Here is a 14785-nt window from a genome sequence, read left to right on the forward strand (position 1 = left end):
AGCAAATACTGCAGCAGAAAACAAATCGGGGCGCCAGCCCCGATAAGATTTATTTACTGCCAGACTTAAAAAGCCAGGCCCGGCGATAATTGCTCTGGCAATACTACCTGCTCAAGCTCCACAGACGCCACCGGATAAGCGCAGTAATCTGCGGCATAAAATGCACTGGCCCGGTGATTGCCGCTTGACCCCACACCACCAAAAGGTGCGGCCGAACTGGCGCCGGTAATCGGCCGGTTCCAGTTAACAATACCGGCACGGATGCGGCGGAAGAAATGCTGATATAACTCAGCGCTGTCACTTAACAGCCCGGCAGATAAACCAAACTGGGTGTTATTGGCCGCATCAATCGCCTGATCAAAATCAGTAAAACGAAACACCTTCAACAGCGGGCCAAAATGCTCGTCATCCGGATAGTCAGTTACATTGCTGCATTCGATAATACCCGGGCTCACCAGCGCTGTATTGACATCAATATGCTGCATTTCAAGCAGCACTTTACCACCGAGCTCAACTAACTGCTGCTGCACAGCCAGCATACCTTTAGCTGCGGCAACAGAAATCATTGAACCCATAAAAGGCTGTTCGGCGGCGTCGTACACACCTACCTTGATATTGCGGGTGACTTCAAGCAGGCGCGCCAGAATCGCATCGCCCTGTGCATTAGCCGGTAAAAACAATTTACGGGCGCAGGTACAGCGCTGGCCGGCAGAAATAAAAGCCGACTGAATAATATCGTGCACTGCAGCATCAATATTACTGACATCCTGTACAATCAGCGGGTTATTGCCGCCCATTTCCAGCGCCAGAATTTTATCAGGCCGGCCGGCAAACTGCTGGTGCAGGTAATGGCCGGTGCGTGAACTGCCGGTAAAGAAAATACCATCGATACCATTGTGGCCTGCAATGGCCTTACCGGTATCAACTTCGCCTTGCAGTAAAGCAATAACGCCAGCTGGCAAACCGGCCTGCTGCCACAGTTTTACAGTTTCTTCAGCCACTTTCGGCGTTAACTCAGACGGCTTAAATATTACGCTATTACCTGCCAGCAAGGCCGGTACTATATGGCCATTTGGTAAGTGGCCGGGGAAATTATAAGGCCCGAATACCGCGACTACGCCATGCGGTTTATGCCGTACAAAAGCCCGCCCTTGTGGCATCGGGTTTTCTTTGGTTCCGGTACGTTCCTGATAAGCCCGCACAGAAATATCAATTTTGCCAATCATCGCCGCCACTTCGGTGCGGGCTTCCCATAGTGCCTTACCGGTTTCAGTGGCAATAGTCAGCGCCATGGCTTCTTTATTATTGCTAAGCTGCTCAGCAAACTTTTTTACCACAGCTACACGCTCATCAAAGCTTAAGCCTGCCCAGTCATATTGCGCTTTACGCGCGACCTGCACGGCAGTATCTACCTGCGCAGCAGTTGCCGCCTGGCCTTGCCATACTTGCGTGTTCTTTACCGGGTCCAGTGAGGTAAATGCTTTACCTTCACCACTAAGCCATTGATTATTAATAAACTGTACTGCGTTATTCATATCTCTCCCCTGATTAAATTCTCGTAACCCGAACCCAGTCGCCCGCGCTTACCCGTAGCGCCGCAGCAACATCAGCCGGCAGGGTTACCTCTGCGCTGTGTTCATTTACGTCAAGTACCAGCCAGGTAGCACGAAAGTCTGCAACGCTGGTATTACATATCAGATAAGGCAGGCCGTTACTGACATCGCCCAGCCGTACCTGCAAGCGCTGGCTGTTTCGCACTGAACGGATATGCTCCACTCTGGCTTCTACGGTAGGGCCGGCATCAAAAATATCGACATAACCACGATGCGAAAACCCTTCAGATTGCAGCAACGCCAGCGCAGGTTTGGTTTTATCATGTACCTGGCCAATTACTGCCTGTGCCTGTTTGCTTAGCAGGCTGACATAAATCGGATATTTAGGCATCAGTTCTGCGATAAACACCTTCTGGCCTATGCCAGTCAGATAATCTGCGGTAGGAAAATCCAGTGAGAAAAAATGTTCCTGCAACCACTGCCAGAATGGCGAACTGCCGTCGGTATTGGAAATACCCCGCATTTCGGCGATCACTCTGTCGGAAAAACGCTGCGGAAATTCAGCCATAAACAAAAAGCGCATTTTTGACAGCAAACGGCCATTGTTTTTCTCACGGCGGCTTTCACGCAAAAATAACGTGCATAACTCACTCACGCCGGTGTAATCATTACACAGGGTTAATATGTCGGCTGTTTTATATACCCCGAGTGAGCGCGAGCTGTGTACCACCTTGCCCAGGTGGTAATGATAAAACGCATCATCCAGCCCCACGGCCGCTTCCAATGCGCTGGTGCCGCATACCTCACCGGTAAGCGTATCCTCCAGCACAAACAGATAGCCTTCATCACCCGGCGAACTGACCTGTTTATTAAATGATTGCTCAGAGCGGCTTATTTTGCGCATCAAGAGTTCATCATTTACCGGTAACGAGGTAAAACCGTGCCCCGATTCAACCGCAATGCTATACAGCGCCGGGTAATCATCCGCACGGATTGGGCGAATCACCATCATCGTCGCTACTCCACTTTTACGTTATTGTTTTCGGGGCTCTGAGGCCCCTTAGCTTCATTTTTGCAGTCTTGGTGCTGCTTTATAGTAGTGAGCAGTGTCAGGCATTAACTACCTGTTTTACTGCCTGTTCAAAACGCTGCATTCCTGCCGTAATATCTTCCGGTGTAATAACCAGTGAAGGCGCAAACCGCACTACATCGGGGCCTGCTACCAGTGCCAGTAAACCTTGATCTGCCGCAGCCAGAAAAAACTCGCGCGAACGGCCTTTGTATTTTTCATTTAATACCGCCCCCAGTAGCATACCTTTGCCGCGTACTTCGCTAAATACCTGGTATTTTTCATTAATGGCAGCAAGCTGTTGGCGGAATAACTGCTCATTACTGAGTACCTGCGCCATAACTTCCGGCTGGTTTACCGTTTCCAGCACGGCTTCTGCTACCGCACACGCCAGCGGGTTACCACCATAAGTGCTGCCATGAGTACCTACTTTCAGGTGCGATGCTATATCGTCAGTGGTAAGCATAGCGCCAATAGGGAAACCTCCGCCTAATGATTTTGCACTGGTAAGAATGTCCGGCGTGACACCATAGTGCATATACGCATACAGCTTACCGGTACGGCCTACGCCGGTTTGCACTTCGTCCATAATTAACAACGCATTGTGTTGGTTACATAGCTCACGTACCCCCTGTAGAAATTCAGCAGTGGCAGGAATAATCCCGCCCTCGCCCTGAACAGGCTCCAACACAACTGCGCAGGTATTGTCAGAAATTAACGCTTTAACGCTATCAAGGTTATTAAACTCGCCGTGCAATACTGCACCGGGCTTAGGGCCAAAACCATCAGAGTATGCCGCCTGGCCACCTACCGTTACGGTGAAAAAAGTACGGCCGTGAAAGCTTTTATGAAAAGAAATGATCTGATCTTTATGCGCACCGAATTTTTCCAATGCATAACGCCGCGCCAGTTTAAAAGCGGCTTCGTTAGCCTCAGCACCTGAATTAGCAAAATAGACTTTGTCAGCAAACGTAGCATCGACCAGCTTTTTCGCCAGCCGCAGCGCCGGTTCATTAGTCATCACATTGCTTAAATGCCACAGCTTGTCGGCCTGCAGTTTTAATGCATTAACCAGCGCCGGGTGGCAATGCCCCAGGCTACTTACGGCAATGCCTCCGGCAAAATCAATGTATTCGCGCCCTTGCTGATCCCATACCCGAGAACCTGCCCCCTTTACCGGAATAATATTGGCAGGCGCGTAATTGGGCACCATCACTTCATCGAACAGAGCACGGTTTACTTGCATTTGGCCAGTCATTTTATTTTCCTTTTTATTCCGCTTAGGTTAGCCCGCTACACAACCAGCACATAGCTGGCGGTGATATAAGTTTGTCGCATTATTGCAGATTTAACAGCCCTTGTCTTGCATGCAGACCGCAAGCAAACCCAGAAAACACAAGGGCTACAGATAGATTTGCATAGGATGTGAATAAGTAAGCACTGTACAGCGGCCTGCTAAAATAACGCTGATTTTGCCGCCAGACTTTACAACAAGCGCTGGCTTAAGCACTGGCGGTAAAAATATCAGCTTTATTGCATTGCATGTTTATGGCCGTTTTTTTTATTACAGCTTCGCACTTACAATTCAATACCTAAACGCTTAAGGTTGGTTCTTGCCAGAATATCCAGGCTGTCGCTGTTTAATTGTACTGCCGCAAACCACTCGCTGGTTTCCTGCTCAGATATCTGTTGGTTTTTGCGCAATGTTTGCCATTGCACATAAGTTTGTGCCTGCAATACCAGCCGGGCCAGAGGGCTGCATCCGGCAAAACCGGCACCTTCCGCCAGTTGATCCAGCGTCTGGCATAGTGGTAATGTACGTAACTGCCAGCGCGAAGTGATGTCTGCACTTAATACCGCAGCGAACTCGGCAAGGCTTTCACATAAAAAACTGGCATCAGCTTCAAGCTGATCCAGTGCATTGGTAAGCTGGGTATCGCGGTTTTCTCTGGCATGCAATAGCTGCTGCTGGCGTACCTGCAGGTAAGTACGCAGGTAGTTGCGGGTAACTACGGTATGACCGGTGGTATGAAACAAGCCGGCACAAAATGCGTTATAAGGATGCTCGGCGCTATTTTCTGCCAGCGCACGCGCAGCAATGGCAACGGCCAGTGTGTAGTCCCACAACCGGCTTTTTAACGGCGTAAAAGGGTCGGTTGAATGCGGTATCATCCGGCGCATAGCGTATACCGGGATAATCAGCTGTAAACTTTCAACGCCTAAAAAACGTAACGCCGTTTTAATATCTTTGATCATCGCACCCGATGCGGTACGGTTACGGTACTGCGGCTGATTAACCAGGCGTAATAGTTCTTCTTTTAACCATGGCACTTTTGATACCAGCGGGTCGAGCTTGTTAACCGTTACCACTTTTTCACTAAGTACATCCAGCACCGGAAAAAACGCTTCGCCCGGGTCAAATAACGACGCCATTACCTGTTCAATATTGTGCAATTTGCGTAGCAGCTCATCGGCCACTTCATCATGCAAATGCGCCTGAGCAAACTCAGTAAACTGGGCTTTAGCCTGCTCGCCGGCCTCGCGCAATTGCTGAGCCTGGGCCTCAACGGCCAGCAAGGTGCGCTGCGTATCTGCCTGCCCCGCCCGGATTTGGTAGCCAAGGCGTTTCTTTTGCGGGTTCACTCCAACTAACTGGTCAAAAAAGCGCTGCACCATCACATCTGCAAAGGCCACTAAATGCTCCATCTGAATTCGGTGACAGTTATCATCTGCACTGCCTGCTGCCAATACTGCAACCGGACTCTGGCAGAGTCAAGCCAGCAGGCTTAGCCAGGTTTGGTCAAGGTTAAAAAATTATCTAACAGCTGTTTACCCTGCTGGCTAAGAATAGCCTCCGGATGAAACTGCACTCCGTGCAATGCCAGCTCTGGGTGCATTAAACCCATAATGTCGGCTGTTTCCTGGCTGGCATCATCTGTCCAGGCCGTTTGCACCAGCTCGCCGGGCAGGCTGTGTTTATCTACCACTAAAGAATGATAGCGTGTTACATCCAGCGGATTAGCCAGGCCATGAAATACCGATTGATTATTGTGCCGTACCAGCGAATTTTTACCATGCATGACCTGACGGGCCCGTACCACGCGGCCACCAAATACCTGCGCAATAGCCTGATGGCCCAGACAAACCCCCAGCATAGGAATTTTGCCGGCAAACTGCTCAATAGCCGCCAACGACACCCCGGCATCATCCGGGGTTTTCGGCCCGGGTGAAATAACCAGATACTGCGGCGCCAGTGTGGCTATCTGCGCCACATTAATATCATCGTTGCGCCGCACCATAACCTGCTGGCCTAGTGCAGCAAAATACTGCACCAGGTTATAAGTAAAAGAGTCGTAATTATCGATTATCAGCAGCATTCGGCCGTCTCTGTTTTGTAAGCCCATAACGAATAACGGGCTATTTTGCCACAAGCAACTGTTTTTTGCTGCGCTGCTAAATAGCAGCGGTCAGCTTTGGATATTTTTACAGCAGTTGATTGACAGCCTATTAATCATACAATAGGATGATTAATAGTTCGTACAATAGCACGAATAATAAAAACACATAAAAAAACGCCTCCATTGTCAGTTTTCTCTGGCCAGGAAGGCAGTAACATAAGTGACAAGGGGAGTTATGCTCATGTTTAAACCTTCGGTTTTAAGCAGTGCTGTCGCCATGGCGATAACATTGTCTGCCCATCCGTTATACGCTCAGCAAAGCAGTGACGACACCACAGTATCGCCAGATGAGGTTGAAGTTATTCTGGTAAAAGGTATTCGTGGTAGCCTGGCCCGTTCAGTTGATCTGAAGCGGGAAAATATGCAAATCGTCGATTCAATTATCTCAGAAGATATCGGCAAATTTCCCGATAACAACGTAGTAGAAGCCCTGCAACGCTTATCCGGCGTACAGGTAACAGACCGTGGCGCCGGTGAGGTTAGCACTGTGTCTATCCGCGGCTTAAATGACGTAACCACCACCGTTAATGGCCGCAATATTTTTACAGCCTCGGGCCGCTCAGTGGCACTGGCAGATATTCCCGCCAGCTTGCTAAACCGGGTAGATGTGTATAAAACCCGCTCTGCCAGCCTGATAGAAACCGGTATCGCCGGCCAGATTGATATTCATACTCAGCGCCCGTTCGATTTTGACAGCAGCAAGCTGGTCGTGGCTGGCCGGGGTATTCACTCAGATCAGGCCGATAAAACTGACCCGAATATCAGCGCTTTATTCAGCAATAACTGGGATATTGGCGATAGCCGCTTTGGCGCGCTGATTAACCTGTCTTATGCGCAAACGCATTATCGCGATCAAAGCGTTACTGCCGGCGCTATGATGCCATTTGCCACCAATAATCCACCGGCCGGCTGGGCTCCGTATGAAATTATCCGCAGCACCGATGGCCGGGCTAGCGAAAACCCGATCTGGCAACCGGGCCTGGAAGCCGGTTTGCCCTTTGCCCCCGGCTCGACCATAGATGTTAATGGTGTACCAACAGAATACTTGCTGTCACGTGATGCGGTGTTTGCCAGCGATCTGACCGGTAAACGCGAGCGCCCGGCAGTAAATGTGGCTTTTCAGTTTGCCCCAAACGACTCTTCTGAATATATCTTTGAAGCATTTTACAATGGCTTTCGTGACGACTCTTATAACTCGTTGTTGTTTTCCTTTGTCGACTGGTGGGGCAACTTAGGCGACAACCCGGACATCAGCCTGTTCGAAGGCACCAACATTATTAAATCCCGCACTGTGGGCTCGCCGTATATGTTTACCAGTGGCGATTTGCGTAGCGGCAAAACCGATAGCTATGTGTATGCACTGGGCGGAAAATGGCTGATTGGCGACAACCTGCAACTGCGCTCTGAAGTGGTGTATCAGGACAGCCAGTACGATGAAAGCTTTTTTGCTATGCGTACTGAGCGGGTAGCAGACAGCATCACGGTCGACTTTAACAGCGGCGGCGGTCTCCCGGCTTTCCAGTTTGGGCCGGCAACCGATTTAACCGCCCCGGATCAGTGGGCTATGGCCCAGCTTTATGATCAGGCCTATAGCCGTGACGGAGATGCACTGACCTTTACCTTAGATGCCGACTACACCCTGAATAAGAGTATTATTACCAATATCAGCTTTGGTGGCCGTTATGACAAACGCAAAGCCTCCGAAGCCCAGCTGTTACAGGACGCAGGTTTGTGTAACTCTGGCAACGCGGCGTGTCAGTTAGCCACCTATGAGGGGCTGCTGCATACCAACAACGGTTTCTTTGATGGCGAATCGGATGTGCCTACATCATGGTTAGCAGCCAATGGTTATTATATCCGCGATAACGCCGATATGTTCCGCACTATATACAACACTGAAACCGGATCTAATCTTGCTGTTGGTGAGCAACGTGTGCTGGCACAAACCTTTGAAGTGACCGAAACAACCACTGCGCTGTATGCGCAGGCAGATTTTGAAACTGAACTGGGTGGGCGTTTGTTCGATGGCCAATTTGGCTTACGCTACGTTGATGTTGATACTGATATGGCGTTTGCCGGCAATACGGCCTCAACCAGTGCCAGCAAGGTATTACCCAGCCTGATGTTGCGTTACAACCTGACCGACGATTTGCTGGCCCGCTTTAGCTACGGCGAAACGCTGCGCCGGCCGGGCTTTGCCCAGCTAAACCCCACTATTAACTATGTGCGCGATGTGACCAATATTGGTTATGGTACAGCCAGCGGTGGCAACCCTGAGCTAAAACCAACCGAATCTAAAAACTACGATCTGTCGCTGGAATGGTATTTTGCTGAAGGCAGTGCACTGTACGCCACCGCCTTTAAACGTGACATTGAAGGCTTTGTCGTCGATTTTCGCCGCAGAGTTATCCATGATGATGGTCAGGGTGAGTATCCCTACATTCTGAACCAGCCGGATAATGCCTCAAACGGTAAACTGGATGGTTATGAATTAGGTGTAGTGTACTTCCCTAAAGGGTTACCGGATTTACTGGACGGCATTGGTATACAAGCCAGTTACACTATACTGGATTCTTCGCAGGATATTCCGATCACCAACAGTGAAGGTATTGTAGTGGGTACTGATACCACACCATTATTCGGCGTATCGGATTCATCTTACAGCGTGGTACTGGCCTATGAGAAAGAACGTTTCGATATGCGGTTGTCCTATGTCTGGCGTGAAGACTTCCTGAATAACTACGAAGCGGCGCAATTTGCCAACCCGCTGGGTATATACCGTAACCCGGAAAAAAGCCTGGATTTTCAGTTAAGTTACCATGTAACCGACAACCTGATGCTGACGTTTGATGCCACTAACCTGACTAACGAAATTTTCCAGAGTTACTACGAGTACCCCTCCACGCATAACTTTGGCTCGTCATTGTTTAGCCGAACCTTTGCGCTGGGGTTCCGGTACAGCCTGTAATCTGGCTACACTAATACAAAGCCCCTGCAAGTCAGGGGCTTTTGTTTATGTTAAAAAAACCATGTCAGTTGTACCCTAACTCAACCTGCTGCTCCAGTTCAGCTTGCGGCTCAGCCGCAGGTTGTTCTGCTTCAGAGGCCGGGGCAGCAGCGTCTGGTATAGATGAAGCTGTCATTTTTATTCACCTGTGATCTGGCAGCAGAGCCCAAAGCGGCTCTGCTGCCGGGGGTTAGTTGATGGCGCGGATATGAAAACGCTGACAAAAGCTGTCTGCTGCCAATGGTGCCTGTTTTAATTCAGTATCATCCGCCAGGGCACAGGCCGGCACTTCCAGCACCGCTTTACTATGCGCCGACACTAACCGCATACTGCCGTACGCGTTAGGCTGCAGCAGCCAGTGGCTGGCTTTGGCATCGCAACTGGCCATCACCACAGGCGCCCCTGCTGCCAGAGACTCTGCTTCTACTGCCATACAAAGCTCAGCATTACTCGCATTACGCAGTTGCAACGTACCTTGCTGCGTCTGGCTAAACTGCCAGTGTTGATCGGGCCGGTTTTGCCAGCCTGTCTGGCTGACTTTGGCCGTGCCGGCAGGCTGCCCGGTTGCCACTGATAACACCTTACCACTTTGGCTGCTGCTGAGCGCCACCTTGCCCGCCGGCAGTAACTGCCAGTCGCTACACCCTTGCTCTGTATTACACCCCGGTATTTGCAACGCTGTATCACCGGCTTTATTGATTAATTGCCAGGTAGTTGTCTCAGTAGCCGCAAAACGCCACTGCTGGCGTACTTTATTGCGCCATGGCCCGGCTTCAGCCGCACCATTAAGCCCAAGGCCAATATACTGGCCCTGCCGGGTGACTAAACGGTAATATTCACCCATGGTCGGGTCTATTTTTAAAACACTCTGTGCAGAGCAATTAACAGCCGCCGGTGCACCATCAACCACGCTCAGACATTGGCCCTGGCCGTTACGCAGTAACCAGTCAGCCCCTTGCGGCACTGCCGTTACAGGGCCGTTTTCGCCGGACGGTGCCGCTATTACCTGGCCTTCCGGTACCGGCTGGCCAAAATTTGGCGTACCGTCATCATGCCAGCTAAACGGCTGAGCCCGTAACGAACGGGTTGCACTGCAGCCGTCGGTTTCTTTATTGTTACCATGGTAAACCAGCCAGTCTTCGCTGTTATCCGGCGATTTAAAAAAGCCATTATGGCCAGGCCCGTAAACACCATTGGCGCGTTCAAATACCGGTTTGTCGTATTTTGTCCAGTCTGCCGGGTTCAGCGGGTCATCGCCGGTCAGTTCCAGCAAACCCAGTTTGTAATCGGGCGTGTCGCAAAAGCTGGCGGAATACACCACAAAGGTGCGGCCGCTACGTTTCAGCACTTCAGCACCTTCATTCACTTTACGGCCGGATATTTCCCACGGTAGCTCTGGCCGCGAGAGCACCACTCTGGGCCCGGTAATGGTCCAGGGGTTAACCATTTCGGCAATCCAGTTCAGTTGCTCATCGCCCTGCCACTCTGACCACAACAAATATAATTTGCCGTTGTGCTGCAGGTAATTACCGTCAATATTCCAGCTATCCGGCATTGGTGAGCCTTTAAACTGATAAGGCCCCATAGGATCATCACCGGCGCTTTCCAGTACCGACAAATGCTGGCCATCGAGGTTTTCCTGCTTACCGGAGGTAAACATCATGTACCAACGATAACCATCCGGCCCTTTGAGGCGGTGAAACTCATAGGCCCAGAAATTACAGCAACGGGCCGGCTCAGTTTCTGACCATAAATAAACCGGCGTTGCCTCTGCCAGCCCGGCCAGCGTAGGTGCTTTGCGCATAACTAACTGCGAGGTCCAGGTGGTGGTGGTCAGGTAATAATTGCCGTCAAAATATTCCAGCCAGGGATCGGCGCCATTGTTATACAGCGGGTTGGTAAAGCTCTGACCTTCATAGGCATCACTGATCAGGGTCTTATTGGCATCATTTGCCTGCTCCAGCGACTGCTGGCAGCCACTTAGTGACAGCACTATGGCGCTGGCCAGTAATGCCGGTTTAAGTATTGGTTTAATATTATGCATCTTCTATCCCCGTTTTTATTTGTCGCGTTATCCACGCTATTTTTGCTTTGCCGGCAGTAATACGCTGCGATAATCGCTCAGCACACGGTCACTCAGCAGTGGCCATTTGGCGTCATCCCAGTTTATTTCGGCTATTTTTAGTTTTTGTAAGCCATTATCGGCCGCTTCATAGGCATGAAACACCAGATAGTCTTTACCATTAAAGGTGTAGGCACTGTTATGGCCCAGGCCCGGCCAGTCGCGGTTACCTTTAAGGAGCACAGTGCCGCCGCCTTCGTTTAGCGACTTACCGTCTTTATCCAGATAGGGCCCGGTAACATTTTTTGCGCGACCAACAACCAGATGATAGGTACTGTCGGCACCACGGCAGCATTTACCGTACGAGACAAACAGATAGTAATAACCATGCTGTTTAAAGATAAAAGGCGCTTCGAGCTCGCCCGGGCCTGGCTCGGCGTCATCAATAAAGGCCGGGCGCTGTGCTTTGGCAATGGTATGCCACTGCTGCGGCTGTGCCAGTGATACCAGGTCATCTGCCAGTTTGACCAGTTTTAACCCACCCCAGAATGAGCCAAAGCTCATCCAGATATCGCCGTTATCATCGGCAATAATGTTCGGATCTATCGCGTTCCATAAATCGCGCTGCGGCACCGACTGCAGCACTATACCTTGGTCCTGCCACTGATAATCCGGGCTGCTTTTATCCAGCGTTTTATTAACGGTAACGCCAATGGCCGAGGTGTTTTTGCCAAAAGCCGACACCGAGTAATACAAATAGAACTTACCCTTGTGCTGATAAATATCCGGCGCCCAGATATGGCCATCAAAGCCTGGCGCCACCTGTTTAGCCCACTGGGGTTCATCAGCAAATACACGACCGGCCAGTTGCCACTGCAACATATCGTCAGAGCGATAATAAGTAATACCCGGCCCGGTACTGAATAAATAGAAGCGGCCATCTTGCTGTGCCATCACCGGATCATGGATACTGAGTTGTGGCAGTGCTTGCTGTTCATCTGCGCAGGCGGTTTGCCCGGTTAATAACAGGGCCAGCGCTGAAACCCTGCCCACGCCAGCCAGCCATTTTGTTGTCGTTACCCCGTTTAACATCTGCGCCTCCTTAAGGCTGCAGACCCCACCCTCTATAGGGGTAGATATCTGCTTTCATTTTGGTAGTATTGTATTACTATTTATCATATATTATTCGGCAGTGCAAAACTCAGCCAGGCAAACTGTGGCAGTTTTGCGAATAAAAAATATAAAAACCGGCGCTATGCAGGAATAATCACAGGCTTGAACCTGCCGCACAGTACCGGGAACGACAGGGAACTTTATGCAAACTCACAAACTTTCTGTACTGGAGAAAGTCGGCTTTGGCGCCGGCGATATGGCGGTCAATGTGGTGATGTCATCTATGATGCTGATCATCACGTTTTTCTACACCGATATTTTTGGCTTAAAGCCGGCCGACTTAGCAGTGCTGTTTTTAGTGGTGCGGCTGGTAGACGCAGTTACCGATCCGCTAATGGGCATGATTACCGACCGTTTTACCAGCCGCTGGGGCCGCTACCGGCCCTACTTCCTGTTTTTAGCGGTACCCTTTGGTATTGCGGTATACCTTACCTTCAGCACGCCCGACTGGGATTACAACAGTAAACTGGTGTGGGCCTATGCTACCTATATTCTGGTCACGGTGATTTTTACTGCGGTGACCATTCCGTATATCTCTATTATTGGCGTACTGACTGATAACCCGAAAGAACGCTTATCCGCCAACGGCTACCGGTTATTTTTTGCCAAAATAGCGGCTTTTCTGGTGACTATTATTGTGCCTATTCTGGCAAAGCATTGGGGCGGAGAAAACCTGGCCAGCGGTTATCAGTCAGCAATGGGTGTAATGGCATTAATGGCCACACTGCTGTTTTTATTCTGTTTTTTCACCACGACCGAACGTATCCAGCATACCGTAGAAACGCTGCCGTTTTTGCAACAGCTAAAATACCTGCTGAAAAATGATCAATGGCTGGTGCTGTGCGCCGTTTGTGTAACCGGCACCATTGGCTATGTAGTGCGCGGCTCTGTCGCCGCCTACTACGCCAAATACTACCTTGGTGGTGACGCCGCTATGCTGTCAGCGTTTTTATCTACCGGTGTTGCCGCAGCGATATTAGCCATGGTGGCGTCAACCTGGATCACCAAGCATTATTGCAAGGTAAAACTGTTCCGCTACAGCCAGATCTTAGTGGCAATATTAAGTGTGCTGCTATATGTGCTGGTAAACCCCGGTGATGTGATGCTGGCCTTTGTGTTGTATTTTTTGCTGTCATTTGTCGTCGATTTGCACGCCCCGGTATTCTGGTCAGCTATTCCGGAGGCCGTTGATTATGGCGCCGATAAAACCGGCCAGCGTGTGTCCGGCCTGGCTTTTGGCGGTATCTCTTTTTGCCAGAAAGCCGGTATGGGTGTTGCCGGTTTTTTAGTTGGTACCCTGCTGGCCGGTTTTAACTATGTACCGGATCAACAACAAAGTGCGCTGGCGTTAACCGGCATTGCCTTAATGCTGTCGGTTATTCCGGGCGTGTTTCATTTGCTAATGGGCTTGCTGATGTTCCGCTACCGCATTACCGATAGCTATTACCAACAGCTGGTCGGGAAAACCAGCGTCGTTAAGCCCACTACTATCTGAGGAGTTTATTGTGAGATTACAGCAGCCATTAATTGAACAGCGCGCCGATCCGTGCATTTATAAACACAGTGACGGCTTTTACTATTTTACTGCATCGGTGCCGGCTTATAACTTAATTGAACTGCGCCGCGCCAGCACAATAAATGAACTGGCCAGCGCCCCGGCGGTAGCGGTATGGCATAAGCCCGACAGCGGCCCCTGCTCTGAGCTGATCTGGGCACCGGAGATCCATTTTAATCAGGGTGCCTGGTATATTTATTTTGCCGCTGCACCCAGCCGCGAAATTAAAGATAAGCTGTTTCAGCACCGGATGTATGTACTGCGCTGCACTGACGCCAATCCGGTTGGTGGCCAATGGCAGTTTGTCGGCCAGCTCGACAGCGGCATAGACACCTTTTGTCTGGATGCCACCACTTTTAGCCACCATGACCAGCTGTACTATGTCTGGGCCCAGAAAGACAACGCCATCGAAGGCAACAGCAATTTATATATCGCGACGATGGACACACCAGACAAGTTAAGCGGTACGCCGGTTATGCTGAGCAAACCTGAGCTGGAGTGGGAAACACGCGGTTTTTGGGTTAATGAAGGCCCGGCAGTACTTAAGCGTAATGGTAAAATCTTTTTAACTTACTCAGCCAGTGCCACCAACGAAAACTACTGTATTGGCCTGTTGTGGGCCGCTGAAAATGCCGACCTGTTAAACCCCGCCAGCTGGCATAAATCGCCACAGCCGGTATTGCAAAGCTGCTTTGAACATGGTGTTTATGGCCCGGGCCATAACAGCTTTACCGTATCAGAAGATGGCCGGCTCGATATGCTGGTGTATCACGCCCGCACTTACACCGAAATAGTCGGTGATCCGTTATGGGACCCAAACCGCCATACTTATGTGAAAGCCATACGCTGGGATGACAATGGCATGCCGCTATTTGGCAAAGCGTCTGAGGCCTGAAGCTTAACCCTGA

At 50.4% G+C, this 14785-nt stretch carries 10 protein-coding genes; 3 read left to right on the forward strand and 7 right to left on the reverse strand.

Annotated elements, in window-relative coordinates; genetic code table 11:
• Window positions 1–65: 65 nt before the first annotated feature.
• The 5 genes from astD to J3B89_RS05960 all read right to left on the reverse strand — a co-directional run bounded on the left by astD (window position 66) and on the right by J3B89_RS05960 (window position 5999).
• Window positions 66–1535, reverse strand: a complete 1470-nt coding sequence (gene astD / locus J3B89_RS05940) for a succinylglutamate-semialdehyde dehydrogenase (RefSeq protein WP_215396597.1) — start codon at window positions 1533–1535, stop codon at window positions 66–68.
• A 13-nt stretch (window positions 1536–1548) separates the two neighbouring features.
• Window positions 1549–2565 carry an arginine N-succinyltransferase gene (gene astA, locus J3B89_RS05945; RefSeq protein WP_215396598.1) on the reverse strand — a complete coding sequence of 339 codons (1017 nt, stop codon included), beginning with the start codon at window positions 2563–2565 and terminating at the stop codon, window positions 1549–1551.
• Between the two features lie 97 nt (window positions 2566–2662).
• A complete protein-coding gene (locus J3B89_RS05950; protein ID WP_215396599.1) occupies window positions 2663–3880 on the reverse strand; it encodes an aspartate aminotransferase family protein in 1218 nt (405 codons plus the stop codon).
• 320 nt (window positions 3881–4200) lie between these two features.
• Window positions 4201–5316 carry an HDOD domain-containing protein gene (locus J3B89_RS05955; protein ID WP_215396600.1) on the reverse strand — a complete coding sequence of 372 codons (1116 nt, stop codon included), beginning with the start codon at window positions 5314–5316 and terminating at the stop codon, window positions 4201–4203.
• A 92-nt stretch (window positions 5317–5408) separates the two neighbouring features.
• Window positions 5409–5999 carry an aminodeoxychorismate/anthranilate synthase component II gene (locus J3B89_RS05960; RefSeq protein WP_215396601.1) on the reverse strand — a complete coding sequence of 197 codons (591 nt, stop codon included), beginning with the start codon at window positions 5997–5999 and terminating at the stop codon, window positions 5409–5411.
• Window positions 6000–6261: 262 nt separating this feature from the next.
• Here J3B89_RS05960 and J3B89_RS05965 point away from each other — a divergent pair, with 262 nt between their 5' ends.
• The gene (locus J3B89_RS05965) at window positions 6262–9048 is read left to right on the forward strand and encodes a TonB-dependent receptor (protein ID WP_215396602.1); all 2787 of its coding nucleotides are present in this window, start codon (window positions 6262–6264) and stop codon (window positions 9046–9048) included.
• A gap of 229 nt (window positions 9049–9277) precedes the next feature.
• Here the strand turns inward: J3B89_RS05965 and J3B89_RS05970 are convergent, their stop codons facing one another.
• Complete coding sequence (locus J3B89_RS05970; RefSeq protein WP_215396603.1) at window positions 9278–11131, reverse strand: family 43 glycosylhydrolase; 1854 nt, start codon at window positions 11129–11131, stop codon at window positions 9278–9280.
• A gap of 36 nt (window positions 11132–11167) precedes the next feature.
• Entirely contained in the window at window positions 11168–12241 is a 1074-nt protein-coding gene (locus J3B89_RS05975; RefSeq protein WP_215396604.1) for an arabinan endo-1,5-alpha-L-arabinosidase, read from the reverse strand.
• Window positions 12242–12464: 223 nt separating this feature from the next.
• Between J3B89_RS05975 and J3B89_RS05980 the strand changes: the two genes are divergently transcribed.
• Together J3B89_RS05980 and J3B89_RS05985 are read left to right on the forward strand one after the other, a co-directional pair.
• A complete protein-coding gene (locus J3B89_RS05980) occupies window positions 12465–13817 on the forward strand; it encodes an MFS transporter (protein ID WP_215396605.1) in 1353 nt (450 codons plus the stop codon).
• A gap of 10 nt (window positions 13818–13827) precedes the next feature.
• Window positions 13828–14772, forward strand: a complete 945-nt coding sequence (locus tag J3B89_RS05985; RefSeq protein WP_215396606.1) for a glycoside hydrolase family 43 protein — start codon at window positions 13828–13830, stop codon at window positions 14770–14772.
• Window positions 14773–14785 lie beyond the last annotated feature (13 nt).

This window comes from Rheinheimera oceanensis (assembly GCF_018831085.1).
GTDB classification, from domain to species: Bacteria; Pseudomonadota; Gammaproteobacteria; order Enterobacterales; family Alteromonadaceae; genus Alishewanella; species Alishewanella oceanensis.

Coding starts and splice junctions, on each gene's coding strand:
- J3B89_RS05965 (WP_215396602.1), top strand. CDS start 6,262: ATGTTTAAACCTTCGGTTTTAAGCAGTGCTGTCGCCATGGCGATAACA.
- J3B89_RS05950 (WP_215396599.1), bottom strand. CDS start 3,880: ATGACTGGCCAAATGCAAGTAAACCGTGCTCTGTTCGATGAAGTGATG.
- astD (WP_215396597.1), bottom strand. CDS start 1,535: ATGAATAACGCAGTACAGTTTATTAATAATCAATGGCTTAGTGGTGAA.
- J3B89_RS05975 (WP_215396604.1), bottom strand. CDS start 12,241: ATGTTAAACGGGGTAACGACAACAAAATGGCTGGCTGGCGTGGGCAGG.
- J3B89_RS05960 (WP_215396601.1), bottom strand. CDS start 5,999: ATGCTGCTGATAATCGATAATTACGACTCTTTTACTTATAACCTGGTG.
- astA (WP_215396598.1), bottom strand. CDS start 2,565: ATGATGGTGATTCGCCCAATCCGTGCGGATGATTACCCGGCGCTGTAT.
- J3B89_RS05980 (WP_215396605.1), top strand. CDS start 12,465: ATGCAAACTCACAAACTTTCTGTACTGGAGAAAGTCGGCTTTGGCGCC.
- J3B89_RS05970 (WP_215396603.1), bottom strand. CDS start 11,131: ATGCATAATATTAAACCAATACTTAAACCGGCATTACTGGCCAGCGCC.